The following is a 14,716-nucleotide window of genomic DNA, read 5'->3' as shown; positions in this document are numbered from 1 at the left end:
GGCGGATCATGAAGGGATTTCTGATCGCAACGGTCCTCGCCGCTTCGTCGATTGCAGCGCTCACGGGACTGGTCGCGGCCAAGGACGAATCCAAGAAAGACGTCCTGCCGCCGGGCAGCGTCAATCGCGCCGAGGGGCTGGAGGCCTGGAAGCGGATCGAAGCGGTGGTGACCCATCCACGTTGCGCCAACTGCCATGTCGATGCCAAGGCCATCCCGATCTGGACCCCGGCCGGCGAAACCAAGCCGCGCGCGCATGGCATGAACATCCACGGCGGCGAGAGCCGCATCGGCGCCGAGGCGATCCCGTGCGCGACCTGTCACATGACCTCGACTCAGGCGAACGAGCCTGCGCCCGCACCGCCGCGCGCCGGCATCGACTGGCAGCTTGCGCCGGTGGCCTTCATATGGTTCGGCAAGAGCGGCGCCGAGATCTGCGCGCAGATGAAGGATCCCAAGCGCAATGGCGGCCGCGACGCCGCCGGCCTCGTCGATCATTTGCGGCACGATGCGTCCATGAACGGCTTCATCCCGCGGGGCTGGGCGCCCGGGGCAGGCCGTTCGACGCCGCCGGGCAGCTTCGAGGATCACGTCAAGGACATGGCCCTGTGGGGCGCCGCCGGACAGCCCTGTCCGAACTGACCGTTCTCTGAGTCGCGCCAAGACGATCCCAATCGTAGAGCCAGGATCCCGACAACGAAAATATTGATCGGCCAGTCCTGGTGCTCTGGCCGCCTGAACGCACAGCGTTATCGAAAGGAGAAAACCGTGACCCAACATGTCCTCTTCATTGTCACCAACGCAGCCGTGATCGGTCCGCATAGTCGCAAGACCGGCTTCTTTTTCGCCGAGGTCGCCCATCCTTTCGAGGTGCTCGACAGGGCTGGGGTCGCGGTGGAGTTCGCGTCCCCGGCCGGGGGATGGACGCCTTACGACGCGTACGACGAGAAAGATCCCGCTCAGAAGGATTTTCTCGCGAGCAAAGCCTTTCGCCGCTTGAATCACAGTCGCAAATTGTCCGAGGTGGACGCCGCCGACTACGACGCCATCCTGGTGCCCGGTGGTCTTGGGCCCATGGTGGACATCCAGCGCAATGCAGCAGTCCAGAGTGCCATTGTGCGTGCCTGGAGCACTGGCAAGCTCGTCGCCGCTGTTTGTCACGGGCCGTGCGCGCTGCTTGGCGTTGACCTTGGCGATGGCGTCCCTTTCGTGCGCGGCAAGAAGCTCACGTCGTTCTCGAAGAAGGAAGAGTACGACTACGCGCGCGATGATGTGCCTTACGAGCTCGAGGATGCGTTGAGGGCAGAGGGTGCCGAGTACTCATCCACGGCCAACTGGCAACCTCACGTCGTGGTCGATGGCCGGCTCATCACGGGGCAGAACCCCGCGTCGGCCGGAGCGCTGGGAAAAGAGCTGCTGGCCGCCCTCAAGGATAAGAGCACTGTCGCGAAAATCTGAAGATTCGCAGCGTACGGAATTCGAGAGGGATGGGCGCGGCATCCGAGGCCGCGCTTGCCCTCGCATGGGGAGCTATCGAATGACGCAATTGCCATCCAAGATTACCGCGATCCTGGTTGCTCGCCCGGGCAAGTCCGCTGAACTGAGCGCATTGCTTGTCGGCATGGCTCCGCATTCCAGGGCCGAGCCTGGCAACCTGCGTTGGGATGTCTGGCGCGACATATCGAACGAAGATCGCTACGTTCTCGACGAACTGTACCGCGACGTTGCGGCCGTCGAAGCTCACCGGGCCTCGCCGCATTACCAGGCCTATCTCGCCAAAATTCCCGAGTTGGCTGATCGGACGGCAGTGATCCTGGAAGCGGTCGAGGTTGGGGACAGGTGAACGGGATCGGCGAAGCTTCGTCGTCGCCGCATCTGCGGAACCTGCTCTCCAGATTTCTGCTCTGCTCGATCCGGGGTACAATCGGTTGTGTTGCCCGACGGGCAAAACACGCAAGCGCTGGGTCGAGAGCACTTCGCTAAAATATTCGTATTTACAGAAATTCGCTTTTGCCGTACAAGCCGACGCATCCCGCCCGCCAAAGGGGCGTTTCGCGATCGTCACGAAGCGCGGGCCGGGATGCGGTGGCCGCGACGGCGTCGGCGCGCGATGGGGCTGCAGGGCGGGAATCCCGTGAGCAGCGACCGGCGCGATACGACACGGCGCTGACAGCGTCCTTCGTTCGGTCCCGGCGGCGAGCGCACGCCAGTCCCGGGAATGCGGATGAGAGATGTGCGCGGACGGAGAAGTCGTGTGGTCCTGACGCCCGGGGTTCTGGCGTCAAGTCTTGGCGGAGATGTGGCGGCCAACCGGCACGTGCATCGATCATCCGCAAGGCGACGGGGGCAATAGTGCAACGCTCCCCGGGGAGAGCACGAAGGACACCGTGAAAACCATCGCGCAGGGAAGGCCGGGCGACCGGCATCACCTGTCGTCCACCCCGTGCGCTTTTTTGAAGCACACGCGGGACTTCGGGTGCCAGCCGGCGCCCGGCCTTCCCTGCGCCCTTGCTTGAGATGAGGGCGGAAGAAGCCAGCAAAGCTCGGGCGAACAGCCGCGAGGATGCGCAACCATGTTTATCGCCAAACAACGTTCTCGTGCCCCGGGCGCAGCGCAGCGTCCCTTCGACGATGCGCTGCAGAGCCGGGGCCCATGCAGCAGCGCGTGCCGCGGCCTTCTGGGTCCGGCTCTGCGCAGCAGCGTAAGCACGCTGCAGCGCGTCCGGGACACGAGAGGCGCGGGCTGTGGCCAAACACTCCGTCATTGCGAGCGAAGCGAAGCAATCCAGCATCTCTCCGCGGTGAGATCCTGGATTGCTTCGTCGCAAGAGCTCCTCGCAATGACGAGTTTGCGGCGAGGCTTTCGCGTTTCGGCGCCCCGCTACGCCGTCTCCTCCAGCGCGCGGCGCAGCCTGCGGATGATGACACCGCGGGCGCGGTCGTCGGCAGCGGCCCCCATCCTGTCGTTGATGTCGAGCATGAGCTCGGACATCTCATTGTGCCAGTCGAGACGGGTCACGGCCTCCGGCGCGAGCCGCCGGCGGCGATCGACGTCGAGCACGCGCGGCTCGGGCGCGGCGAGCTCGTAGATGTCGTCCAGCATCGGCTGATAGACCTTGGCGGCCGGAATGATGCGCTCGGCGACACGTTCGGCAAGTCCCGCGATCGCGCCTTCCTCGCCATGGACCAGGAACAGCCCGCGGGCGATGGGCCGGCGCGCCGCGATCCAGCTGGCGATGCCGGCGCCGTCGGCGTGGCCCGAATATTCGTCGATCATGCGGATGCGGGCGGCGACCTTGATCTCCTCTCCCTGGATCCGCACGGCCTTGGCCCCGTTCTGGAGGAAACGGCCGAGCGTGCCGTTGGCCTGGAAGCCGGCGAGCAGCACGGTGGCGCGTTCGTTCCAGAGCCAGCGCTTCAAATGGTGGCGGATGCGGCCGGCGTCGCACATGCCGCTTGCGGCGATGATGATGTGGAATCCGGACAGGCGCATGATCGCCTTGCTCTCGTCCGCGGTCTCGGTGAACTTGAGATGCGGCGAGTTGAGCAGGCGCGTGGCATCGACGGACGGGTCGAGGCTCTCGGCATGCCGGCGAAACACCTCGGTGGCGCGGATCGCGAGCGGCGAATCGAGGAAGATCGGTGCGGTCGGAATCTCGCCGTGCTCCATCAGGTCGACCAGATCGACGATCAGCTCCTGGGTGCGCTCGACCGCGAAGGCGGGCAGCAGCAGCGCGCCGCCGGCGGCCGCCGCATCGCGCACCTCAGCCGCGAGGTGCTCGCGGCGAAGGGCAGGGGTCGTGGCCTCGCGTACCCGGTCACCATAGGTCGATTCCGAGATGACGTAGTCGAAATCGGTTGGCGCTTCGGGATCGGGCTGCAGCAGCTTGGCCTCCGGCCCGACGTCGCCGGAGAGCAGCACGCGCAGCGGACGAGACGCGCCTTGCTCGGCGATCTCCAGCTCGATCGAGGCGGAGCCGAGCAGATGGCCGGCGTTCCAGTAGCGGGCGCGGACGCCCGGGATCACGTCGGTCCAGCGCTCGTAGTCGACCGCGCGAAACGACTGCAGCGATGCGATCGCGTCGGCTTGCGTGTAGATCGGATGCACCTCCTTGCGCCCGCGCGAGGCGTTGCGCCGGTTGAGCTGCATGACTTCCGATTCCTGGATGCTGCCGGCGTCGGGCAGCATGTAGGAGCAGAGATCGATCGTGCCGCGCGTTGCCAGGATCGGTCCCTCGAAGCCCGCGCGCACGAGCTTCGGCAACAGACCGCTGTGGTCGATATGGGCATGCGTGAGCAGCACGGCATCGATATCGGCGGGACGAAACGGAAAAGCGCCGTAGTTGAGCTCCTTCAGCGTCTTCTGGCCCTGGAACAGGCCGCAATCGACCAGGAAGCGGCCGCTTGCGGTCTGGAACAGATAGCTCGCCCCGGTCACAGTGCGGGCGGCGCCGCAGAATCGAACGGTGATGCTCATGGAATCGTCTCCGGAAGCTGTGTCGTCGGTAGCTCGGACCGCAAGGCGGCCGCGAGACTTGCGTCGAGCGCAATCGCATTGGTCGGATGCGGCACGCTGTCGGTCGAGCGGATCGACCGGATGCCGGCCTCAGTGAATGCAGGGATCATGGCCGGTGGGAACAGCGCATGCGTCACGACCGCATCGACGGCGCTCGCGCCCATCGCCGTCAGCGCCTTCGCCGCGGCAATCAGCGTCGTGCCGGAAGAGACGATGTCGTCCACCAGCAGCGCGGGCCGTCCGGACAGCAGGCCGGGATCGGCAAAGCCGATGGACACGGAACGATCGCCGTGCCGCGTCTTCTTCGCCACCGTATGCTGCAATCGCAGCCGGCGCGCGATGTCGTTCACCCAGGGCTCGGATTCCATGTCGGGTCCGATCACGACGGTTGTAGGGTCGATGCCGCCCGTCGCCAGCGCGCTCGCGATCGCCGGCATGGCGGACAGGTTCTCCGCTTCGATGCCCGGAAATACCGACCTGATGTCGGGAGTGCGATGCAGGTGCGCATCCACGGTGACGATGCGGTCGACGGTCCTTGCGAGAAGATCGCCCATGGCGCGCTGGCTGATGGCCTCGCCGGCATGAAAGGCAGCGTCCTGCCGCATGTAGCAGAGATAGGGCGCGACCAGCACCAGCCGCTTCGCGCCGCCCCGACGCAACGCCTCCGCGGCGAACAGCAGGGCGATCAGCTTGTCATTGGGTTGATCGAGCGGGGCATAGAGGAGGGTGGTGTCGGCGGCCGGCGCGACGGCGATGCGCAGCTCTCCGTCCGGAAAGCGATGCACGGCGATCTCGGCGCAGGACAGCCCGAGCCGGCCCGCAAGGCGCTTCGCCGCATCGCGGCCGCCGGGCAGTGTCTGGAGCGCGATCGTGCTCACGAGGTTGACCTGCCCTGCGGGGCCTCGTCACCGTTGACGACGTAGCCGGTCTCCTCGGCGGCGGCATCGGCAACCAGATCATGCTCGGGGCGGTCGAACGTGTAGACGCGATAGAGTGGCTCGCCCTGCTCGACGCGATCGCCGATCTTCTTGAAAAGGTGGATGCCGGCGCCCTTGTCGAGCGGCGCGCCGGCGGTGCGGGCGAGGCGGTTCAGACGCAGGCAGTCGATCGCGGACACGGTGCCGTCATGCGTCGCCTTGACGTCGAAGCTGAGCGATCCCAGCTCGTTGCTGCAGGTCGACGGGCCCTGGGCGTCGATGATTTTCTGCATCTGCTTCAGCGCCGCGCCGCTGTCGAGCAATTCGCGCGCCCTCGCATAGCCGGCGCCGCCGCGCAAGCTCGGATCGTATTCCAGCAGATGCGCGGCGAGCCGCAGCGATTTCTCGCGCAGGTCGCGCGGCGCATCGGGATCGTTGCCGAGCACCGCCATGACGTCATTGGCCTCGAGCACCGGCCCGATGCCGTTGCCGATCGGCTGGCTTCCGTCGGTCACGATCACCTCGACCGAGCGGCCGAAGCGGTCGCCGACGAATTCGAACAGCTTGCGCAGCCGCATCGCCTCGACGCCGTTGGTCACCTTGGCGGTCGGCCCGACCGGAATGTCGATCAATAGATGCGTCGAGCCGGCCGCGATCTTCTTGGACATGATGGAGGCGACCATCTGCTCTCGTGTATCGAGGCTGAGCGGACGCTCGACCGAGATCAGGACGTCGTCGGCGGGCGACAGGTTCACGTGCCCGCCCCAGATCAGGCAGCCGTTGCAGGCCGAGACGATGGCCTTCATCTCCTCGACGCCGACATTCACCCGCGCCAGAACCTCCATGGTGTCGGCGGTGCCGGCAGGCGAGGTGATGGCGCGCGAGGAGGTCTTGGGGATCGGCAGGCCGTGGGCGGCGACGATCGGCACCACGACCATCGAGGTGCGGTTGCCGGGGATGCCGCCGATGCAATGCTTGTCGACGACGACGGGGGTCGGCCACACCAATTGCGTGCCGGCCTGCGCCATCGCCCCGGTGAGGGCGAGCAGCTCGTCGCTGGTGATGAAGCTCGCCGAGCCGATCAGGAAGGCGGCGATCTCCATGTCCGAGTAGCGATAATGGGCGAGGTCGTTGATGATCGCGCCGATCTCGGCCGGGCTCAAGGTTCGCCCGCGGATCTTCGCGCGCACCGCCTCCAGGCTCTCCGGAGGCGAGGCGGGCCTGACCGTGACCTGCGTGCCCGCGCCTTGCGCGAAGCGCCGGAATGCCGGCTCGGAGAGTCCGATCTCGTCAGGCGCCACCAGCGTATCGTCGTCCGTGATCAGCAAGGTCGCCAGCATGACCTTGTCGCCGTGACGTAGCTCGACGCGGCTGAAGCCGCGGAAGATCTCGGCGCGCAGCGCCTTGGACCGCCTGGAGAGGACGACGACGTTCTCGCGGCCGGTATCGAGCCGGACGCGGCGGATCTTCAGTTGGGAGTGCGGAAGGTCTGGATGCATGGACAGGCCGGCAGGGAGGAAGCTCGGCCTTCATGTTTAGACGTGGCGGCGCTGATGCTGTTGACGCAGATCATGCCTGCGCGGCGGCACCGGGCGTTACTTGATCGCCGTGCTGACCGCGTTGAACTTGCTGTTGAGGAGGGCGCCGCCCGTGTTGTTCACGGCGGTCACGATCGCCAGCGCGATCCCCGCGGCGATGAGGCCGTACTCGATGGCGGTCGCACCATTCTCATCGGCAAGGAAAGACCTAAGCAAACGCATTGCCCAACTCCTGTTGATCCGATCCAACGTATGGTCGCGTCGTCATCGAATTCGTCAATAGATCGAATAAGCTTGGTGCGCCAAAAAATTAATCCCGCGCGATCGCGCCTCCGCTGATACGACGGCAGTCATTAAATTAAGGTTCCGCCGGTGCGTCCAAATGGATTCAAATCGACGGACCCTCGTGCGGGGCAAGCGCCGGGAGGCGGTTCGCCATGGCGGTCGTCTCGGGAGCAGGGTGCCGCTTAACGGATTGTTGAGGCTGTTTGCCGAGGCCAGCGCGTTCATCGGCGCCGGCCAGGCGCATTCAGGGCCCGCAGCATGGCGATACGGGCGAACATCACCCAGCCGCCGCCCGTCTCGGCCGCGTTGATCAAGGTCTCGACGGCGGTCTGCCAGTGCGCCTCGTGCTGGGCGTCCTCGGGCAGCTGCATGATGTAGTCCGCGGCGTCCTGGAGCGTGTGCAGCGTGCGCTTGCTGCTCACGCGAACGGGATCGTCGAACGCCGTCGACCAGGGCATGTCAGGCCGCCTGATCCGCGAGGAGTGACATCACGGCGTAATTGATGCGGCGCTGTCAGCCCGCCTTCTTCGCCCGCGCCGGCGCGCGGACCGGCTTGTCGGCTGCCTTCTTCGGGGCATCCTTCGCCTTTGCCGCAGCGTCCTTGCCGCCCTTGCCGGATATCGGCAGCAGCATCTCGCGCTGGCCCTCGACGCGCTTCTTCGGCTTCTTGGCCTTGGACTCCTTGGCGACCTTCGCCGCGGGCGCGACATCCTTCTCGTTCGCGATGCTCTTCTTCAGCGCGTCCATCAGGTTGATGACGTTGCCGCCGGTCTTCGGCGCGGCCTTGGCCGCGATCGGCATGCCGCTGCGCTTCTTGTTGATGAGATCGATCAGGGCGGTTTCGTAATGGTCCTCGAACAGCTCCGGATCGAACGCGCCGGACTTCTTCTCGACGATGTGCCTTGCGAGGTCGAGCATGTCCTTGGTGAGCTTCACGTCCTGGATATCGTCGAAATATTCCGTCTCGCTGCGGACCTCGTAGGGGTAGCGCAGCAGCGTGCCCATCAGCCCGCTCTCGAGCGGCTCGAGCGCGATGATGTGCTCGCGGTTGGTCAGCACCACCCGGCCGATGGCGACCTTGTCCATGCTGCGGATTGTCTCGCGGATCACGGCATAGGCGTCGTGGCCGACCTTGCCGTCCGGCACGAGGTAGTAGGGGCGGATCAGATAGCGGTTGTCGATGTCGGTCTTCGGCACGAACTCATCGATATCGATCGTGTGCGTGGAATCGAGCGCGATCTCGTCGAGCTCGTCCTTGGTGACCTCGATGTAGGTATCGGTGTCGACCTTGTAGCCCTTGACGATGTCCTCGGAGGTCACCTCGTCACCGGTCTCGGCGTCGACCTTGAGGTACTTGATCCGGTGGCCGGTCTTGCGGTTGATCTGGTTGAAGGAGACCTTCTCGGTATCCGAAGTGGCCGGATAGAGCGCAACCGGGCAGGTCACGAGCGACAGACGCAAAAAACCCTTCCAATTGGCGCGGGGGGCCATGGGCTACTCCAAACGCAACAGGGACAGAAGACAAGGATACCATCGTGGAACAACGAATCAAAGCAAGGTCGGTTGCTGAATCTTCCAACTGCGTTAACCGGCCGCGGGGCCGTGCGGTCGCGGCCCGATCCGAGCGTAAAAGCCGGAACATCGTATCCAATCACGCGTTGGCCCGGACATCAGCTGCGAGGAGGTCGCGGCTAACGAAGCGACATCCAGATTGAGGGCATCATGGCAACCACGCGAGAGCAGCGTCAGATCGTGGAAACTCCGACCGAGGCGCGCCAGGGCGAGCCCGGGCCTTCGGTGGCGGCGCTGCTCGCCATTTCGACCGGGCTAGCGATCCTGATCCTCGCCGTCATCTGGTTCGTGTTCTTCCGGACCTGACGGCCGAATTCACGGGAAGGGCGGACCTTCCGGCCTGCCGCGGGCACGCGGCACATTGCGCCCGTCCTGCTGCCGGTCCGTCCGGCCGCAGGGCGGGCGCAGTCGCGTCGGCGATGGACTTCGTATATGACCCAAAAGTATATGACCAAAAAGTAACGCGGCAGGTTCCCCGCGTTCATATTCAGTTCACGCCAGAATTGCTCATCTGGTGCGGTATTGTCGCGGTCTATTTCTGGAGAGAAGCGTGCGCCTGCTCGTTGTTGAGGACGACCCTGATCTCAATCGCCAGCTCACCAAGGCGCTGACCGACGCCGGCTATGTCGTCGATCGGGCCTTCGACGGGGAGGAGGGGCATTATCTCGGCGACAACGAGCCGTATGATGCCGTCGTGCTCGACATCGGCCTGCCGAAGAAGGACGGCATCTCGGTGCTGGAGGCCTGGCGCCGCAACGGCCGCACCATGCCGGTCCTGATCCTCACCGCCCGCGACCGCTGGAGCGACAAGGTGCAGGGGTTCGATGCCGGCGCCGACGACTACGTCGCAAAACCGTTCCACCTGGAGGAAGTGCTGGCGCGCATCCGCGCGCTGCTGCGCCGCTCCACCGGCCACGCCCAGAGCGAGCTTAGCTGCGGTCCCGTCACCCTCGACACCAGGACCGGGCGGGTCAGCGTGTCAGGCAATCCCGTCAAGATGACCTCGCACGAATATCGGCTTCTGGCCTACCTGATGCACCATTCCGGGCGGGTGGTCTCCCGCACCGAGCTGGTCGAGCATCTCTACGACCAGGACTTTGACCGCGACTCCAACACCATCGAGGTGTTCGTCGGCCGCATCCGCAAGAAGCTCGACGTCGACATCATCCAGACCGTCCGCGGCCTCGGCTATCTCCTGACCCCGCCGGCCACCTGACGCGCTCCGGGGCTTGACGGGTCGCCCGACAGGGGCCTTGGTCCGGTCATGACCTCCGACGCCCCGCCATCCTGCGCCTCCCGGGATATTTCCGATGGCCGCTAGCTCACTCGCCAACCGACTGTTCCTGTCGGCGACCGCCTGGCTCGTGGTGATCCTGGCCATCACCGGCGTGGTGCTCTCGTCGGTCTACAAGAACGCCACCGAGCGCGCCTTCGACCGCCGGCTCAACCTCTATCTGCGCACCCTCATCGCCGAGGTTGCGACCCCCGACGAGCCGCCGGACCGCCAGTTCCAGTCGCTGGGCGAGCCCCTGTTCGAGCTGCCGCTGTCGGGCTGGTACTGGCAGATCACCCGGACCGACACCGAGAAGCCGGAGGTGCGCTCCTCGCGCTCGCTCTGGGACAAGAAGCTGCCGAAGCTGGAGGAGCAGGGCAGTGAGCTCACCGCCGCCGGCATTCGCCTCGCCTATGTCGACGGGCCCGAGGGACAGAACCTGCGCATGGTGGAGCGGCCGGTCGACCTCGGCGCCGACGGCAAGTTTCTCGTCAGCGTCGCCGGCGACGACACCGAGATTTTCGACGAGACGCGCAGCTTCGACTATTATCTCGGCGGCACCTTCACCGCGCTCGGCATCGTGCTGCTGCTGACGACCGTGTTCCAGGTCCGTTTCGGCCTGGCGCCGCTCAAGCGCATCTCGGAATCGATCGCCGACATCCGCTCCGGGCGGGCGGAGCGGCTCGAGGGCGAATTCCCGGTCGAGATCGCGCCATTGGCGCGCGAGACCAATGCGCTGATCGATGCCAATCGCGAGATCGTCGAGCGCGCGCGCACCCATGTCGGCAATCTCGCCCACGCGATCAAGACACCGCTCTCGGTCATCGTCAACGAGGCCGGCGCCCACATTGCCGATCCGTTCGCGGCCAAGGTGATGGAGCAGGCGGACGTGATGCGCGACCAGGTCGCCCATCATCTGGAGCGAGCCCGCATCGCAGCGCGGGTTTCCGTGGTCGCGACCGTGACGGAAGTGGCGCCTGCCATCGAGGCGCTGCGACGGACTATGGAGAAGATCCATCGCGATCGTGGCATCGTGGTCGAGGCCAAGGCCGATCCGTCGGCGAAATTCCGCGGCGAGCGCCAGGATCTGGAGGAGATGGTCGGCAATCTCGTCGACAATGCCTGCAAATGGGCGGCCTCGCGCGTCTTGATCGAGGTGCTGGTCGAGGCGCCGCGCCAGGCGGGTGCGGGTCCGCGGCTGCGCATCGTCGTCGATGACGACGGCCGCGGCCTGTCCGAGGCCGAGCGCGCCCAGGTCTCCCGGCGCGGCCAGCGGCTCGACGAGTCCAAGCCCGGCTCGGGATTGGGGCTGTCGATCGTGACCGACCTCGCCGCGCTCTACGGCGGCAGCCTCTCGCTCAGCGGCGCGCCGACCGGCGGCCTGCGCGCCGAACTGGTCCTTCCGGGTATATAATCCTTTGTTCCGGCGTGATATTTCGTCCGCGCCAGGGGCCGGCCGACGCCAACAACCAGGGGGATTCGGCCCGACTTCCTAAACGGCTTCTTAAGTGGGCCCTCCTATGATCGCGCCCGGACGCATCCATGTCCGCCATTTTACCGTGCATTACCCGGGCGCATGAGCCAGACATCGATCGAGCGGCTGAGGGAATATCTCGCGCAGCTCCCGCCGCAGGCGCAGGCGCTGCTGATGCGGGAGTTCGAGCGCGCGCTCGAGCGCGGCCAGGACACGGCGGTGGCGACCCTCGTGCTCGAGCAGTTGCGCAAGATTGTCCGCAAGACCGAAGCCGATGAAGCCCCGCCGCCGCGCACGGACGATCTGTCGCGGCTGCTGTTCCAGGTTCTGGAACCGTTCCTGGTCGAAGCGGGCGTCCCGATCCGGGTCGGCCAGATTCGCCGCTCCTCGCTCCAGCCGATCTGGCAATGGCTCGGCCGCGACGGCGCGCCAGGCAAGATCAACGAATTCGAGGCCGCGCTGGCCCGTATGCCCGCCGATAGTGCGGGGCAGGTCGAGGCCTTGGCGCTGAAGCTCCAAGCCGCGGCTGCGGACGCCATTTTCGGGCTGACGGGTCCCGGCGGCGGCGACAAATCGCGCGCGCTGGCCCGGGTCGGCCCGCCCAACGTGATCGAGGACCTCTATTCGATCGGAGCGGTGCTCCAGGTCCGGGAGGCCGTCGCCAGCCTGAACGAGAGGCTGCCGCGGACCTTGCGCGCGTTCGGCGATTCCCAGATCGCCTCGGTGACGTCGGCGCTCAATATTCCGGTGCTCCAGACGCCGCAGATGCTGCCCTTCGCGCTGTCGATCGTGGTGCAGCGGATGACCGCGCCGTGGCAGATCATTCGCCTCGCCATCAAGATTGCCGCCTCCGACGACGAGATCCGCGTCGCGGCGACGCCTTACGGCGTTGCCGTCACGATCGCGCTGCACGATCTGTCCTGTGTCGCGGCCACCTTGCGCATGGACATCAAGCGCGGCCATTTCGACAACGTGGCCGGCAATCTCAAGGCGTTGCACGACGGCGTGCGCGGCCTGCGCACCGAGCTCGACCTGCGCAACGATTCCGCCTGGGGCAGGCAGCTCACCTCGATCCGGGCCGACATCTCCAATGCGCTGCAATCCGAGATCGACAGCGTTCCCGGCCGGGTCCGCCGCATCCTGCGCCAGCGGCCAGAGAAGGACATTCCGCCGGGGGCGCGGATCGACAGCACCGAGGTGGAAGAGACCGTGGCACTGATCGATTTCGTCGCGACCTGCCGCAATTATGCGAGCGAGCTGGCGATCAACGAAGTGACGCTGCGCACCTATTCCGACCTCCAGCAATACGTCGAACGCTCGACCGAGCAGCTGGTGCAGTCGTTGCGGGCCGCCGATCACAAGGTCCGCACCTATCGGCAACAGCAGGTGGACGCCGCGATTCGCTTCTGCCAGGTGCTGTTTGGCGACGACTACGCCTCGCTGATGAGCCGGGCCGCGCAAAACGCCGCTACGGGCGAACGAAAATCGTCGCGCGCGAGCTGATTGAGGCGTATATTTTGTAATCACAATTTCTGGTTGACGGTGCCGGTACCGCGCCGTACGGTCCCCGTGGAAATCCGGGGACTTCTATTCGTGCGCATGAAACCCGTCATCAGCTCGATCGAAATTGAGAACCGCGTCGTCGTTGCCAAGTATCAAAGGTTGATGGTCGGCGCCAAAGTGGTGGTGGTCGAGAAGGCAAGCGGTCGGCAATTGTCCGAGACCATCACGCGGGTTGCGTCCCCGGTTCCCGTTGGTGCGCTGCGCATCAGATTGCCGGAGGCCGTCCCCCCGGGAACGTACTTCCTGAAGGCCTTCAACGGCCACGGCGAGCAGGCCGCGCAAAGTGCGGATTTCGAGATCCGCTAAGCCGTTGGATTTGCATCGCTTCGAGACTGCTTGCGGTCGCGCCGAATTGACAATTGTCAATTGCCGCATCGTCCGGCCGTGGTGTAAAGGCACCTATGGGCGCGGTTCGTGCGCTGCCGGAAGCTTGCCAGATGACGCTATGGTTCGTGTTCGCGCTGATGACGGTCGCGGCGATTTTCGCCGTGCTTTGGCCGCTTGGCCGCAAGGGACGCGCGCAAGATCAAGGTAGCGAGGTCGCGGTTTACAAGGACCAGCTGGCCGAGATCGAGCGTGATCTCGCCGCAGGCATGATTCCGGCGCCCGACGCCGAGGCCGCGCGGGTCGAGATCAGCCGCAGGCTGCTTGCCGCGGCCGCGAGCGAGCCCGCGACGGCACCGACGTCGAACGTGACATGGCGCCGCGTGGCGGCCGTGCTGGCGCTCGCCGGCCTGCCGCTCGTTGCGCTCGGCGTCTACATGCCGCTGGGTTCGCCCAAATTACAGGACTTTCCGCTGGCGCAACGGGAGCGCGTGCCGGGCAGGGCGCAGTCGCTCGAGAACCTCGTCGCACAGGTCCAGCAACATCTGGAAAAGAATCCGACCGACGGCCGCGGCTGGAACGTGCTGGCGCCGGTGCTGCAGCGGCTCGGCCGTTTCGACGATGCGGTGCGCGCCTATCGCAACTCGCTCACCTACAATGGCGAGAGCGCGGAGCGCCGGGCCGATCTCGGCGAAGCGCTCTCGGCCGCCGCCGGCGGCGTGGTGACCGCCGAGGCCAAGACGGAGTTCGAGCGGGCCCAGGCCCTGGACGCGGACGATCCCAAGGCCAACTACTTCCTCGGCCTCGCCGCCGAGCAGGACGGTCGCAAGGACGATGCCGCGACGATCTGGCGCGCGCTGCTTGCCAAGGCGCCGGCCGATGCGCCCTGGCGCGCCCTGGTGCAGACCTCGCTGGCGCGGGTCGGCGGCGGCGGCACGATGCCGGCGCTGTCCGACGAGGCGATTGCAGCTTCCAAGGACATGGCCGAAGGCGATCGCAACGCGATGGTGCGCGGCATGGTCGAACGTCTGGCCACCCGGTTGAAGCAGAACGGCGACGACGTCGAGAGCTGGCTGCGCCTGGTGCGCGCCTATCTCGTGATGGGCGAGCGGGACAAGGCGATGGGGGCGTCGGCCGATGCCCGGCAGGCGGTTGCCAGCGACGGCGAGCGGCTTCGCCAGCTCAACGAAGGCCTCAGGACGCTCGGGCTCGGCGGATGACGATGTCGGGACGACAGAAGCGGAGAACGGATACG

General features: G+C 66.0%; 15 protein-coding genes. 9 read left to right on the top strand and 6 right to left on the bottom strand.

Annotated features, from left to right (window positions below; translation table 11 throughout):
* The first annotated feature begins 8 nt into the window (after positions 1–8).
* The 3 genes from D6B98_RS06810 to D6B98_RS06800 all read left to right on the top strand — a co-directional run bounded on the left by D6B98_RS06810 (position 9) and on the right by D6B98_RS06800 (position 1,842).
* The gene (locus tag D6B98_RS06810; protein WP_126256163.1) at positions 9–641 is read left to right on the top strand and encodes a hypothetical protein; all 633 of its coding nucleotides are present in this window, start codon (positions 9–11) and stop codon (positions 639–641) included.
* 126 nt (positions 642–767) lie between these two features.
* Positions 768–1,457, top strand: a complete 690-nt coding sequence (locus D6B98_RS06805) for a type 1 glutamine amidotransferase domain-containing protein (RefSeq protein WP_126256162.1) — start codon at positions 768–770, stop codon at positions 1,455–1,457.
* Between the two features lie 79 nt (positions 1,458–1,536).
* A complete protein-coding gene (locus D6B98_RS06800) occupies positions 1,537–1,842 on the top strand; it encodes a putative quinol monooxygenase (protein WP_126256161.1) in 306 nt (101 codons plus the stop codon).
* Between the two features lie 1,038 nt (positions 1,843–2,880).
* Here the strand turns inward: D6B98_RS06800 and D6B98_RS06790 are convergent.
* The 6 genes from D6B98_RS06790 to ku form a co-directional block, all read right to left on the bottom strand.
* On the bottom strand, positions 2,881–4,476 hold the full coding sequence (locus D6B98_RS06790) for an MBL fold metallo-hydrolase (RefSeq protein WP_126256160.1): 1,596 nt from the start codon (positions 4,474–4,476) through the stop codon (positions 2,881–2,883).
* Entirely contained in the window at positions 4,473–5,393 is a 921-nt protein-coding gene (locus D6B98_RS06785) for a ribose-phosphate pyrophosphokinase (RefSeq protein WP_126256159.1), read from the bottom strand. The genes D6B98_RS06790 and D6B98_RS06785 overlap by 4 nt, the downstream gene beginning before the upstream one ends.
* Positions 5,390–6,931, bottom strand: coding sequence for a thymidine phosphorylase family protein (locus tag D6B98_RS06780; RefSeq protein ID WP_126256158.1), 1,542 nt, complete (start codon positions 6,929–6,931; stop codon positions 5,390–5,392). The genes D6B98_RS06785 and D6B98_RS06780 overlap by 4 nt, the downstream gene beginning before the upstream one ends.
* A gap of 96 nt (positions 6,932–7,027) precedes the next feature.
* Positions 7,028–7,192: a Flp family type IVb pilin gene (locus D6B98_RS06775; RefSeq protein WP_126256157.1), complete on the bottom strand. Its 165-nt coding sequence runs from the start codon at positions 7,190–7,192 to the stop codon at positions 7,028–7,030.
* Between the two features lie 284 nt (positions 7,193–7,476).
* On the bottom strand, positions 7,477–7,713 hold the full coding sequence (locus D6B98_RS06770; RefSeq protein WP_126256156.1) for a hypothetical protein: 237 nt from the start codon (positions 7,711–7,713) through the stop codon (positions 7,477–7,479).
* A 55-nt stretch (positions 7,714–7,768) separates the two neighbouring features.
* Positions 7,769–8,746 carry a non-homologous end joining protein Ku gene (gene ku / locus D6B98_RS06765; RefSeq protein WP_126256155.1) on the bottom strand — a complete coding sequence of 326 codons (978 nt, stop codon included), beginning with the start codon at positions 8,744–8,746 and terminating at the stop codon, positions 7,769–7,771.
* A 231-nt stretch (positions 8,747–8,977) separates the two neighbouring features.
* On the opposite strand from ku, the gene D6B98_RS39750 reads away from it, so the two are divergent.
* The 6 genes from D6B98_RS39750 (at position 8,978) to ccmI (ending at position 14,681) form a co-directional block, all read left to right on the top strand.
* Entirely contained in the window at positions 8,978–9,133 is a 156-nt protein-coding gene (locus tag D6B98_RS39750) for a hypothetical protein (RefSeq protein ID WP_018315820.1), read from the top strand.
* 244 nt (positions 9,134–9,377) lie between these two features.
* Positions 9,378–10,043, top strand: a complete 666-nt coding sequence (locus D6B98_RS06760; protein ID WP_126256154.1) for a response regulator transcription factor — start codon at positions 9,378–9,380, stop codon at positions 10,041–10,043.
* Positions 10,044–10,137: 94 nt separating this feature from the next.
* Complete coding sequence (locus tag D6B98_RS06755) at positions 10,138–11,514, top strand: ATP-binding protein (protein ID WP_126256153.1); 1,377 nt, start codon at positions 10,138–10,140, stop codon at positions 11,512–11,514.
* 162 nt (positions 11,515–11,676) lie between these two features.
* A complete protein-coding gene (locus tag D6B98_RS06750; RefSeq protein WP_126256152.1) occupies positions 11,677–13,077 on the top strand; it encodes a hypothetical protein in 1,401 nt (466 codons plus the stop codon).
* Positions 13,078–13,173: 96 nt separating this feature from the next.
* Entirely contained in the window at positions 13,174–13,443 is a 270-nt protein-coding gene (locus D6B98_RS06745) for a hypothetical protein (RefSeq protein WP_126256744.1), read from the top strand.
* Positions 13,444–13,574: 131 nt separating this feature from the next.
* Positions 13,575–14,681, top strand: a complete 1,107-nt coding sequence (ccmI, locus tag D6B98_RS06740; protein WP_126256151.1) for a c-type cytochrome biogenesis protein CcmI — start codon at positions 13,575–13,577, stop codon at positions 14,679–14,681.
* Positions 14,682–14,716 lie beyond the last annotated feature (35 nt).

The organism is Bradyrhizobium sp. LVM 105 (assembly GCF_003957705.1).
Lineage (GTDB): Bacteria > Pseudomonadota > Alphaproteobacteria > Rhizobiales > Xanthobacteraceae > Bradyrhizobium > Bradyrhizobium frederickii.
The sequence above is the reverse complement of the archived record's forward strand: the minus strand, read 5'-3'. Positions and strand labels throughout refer to the sequence as shown.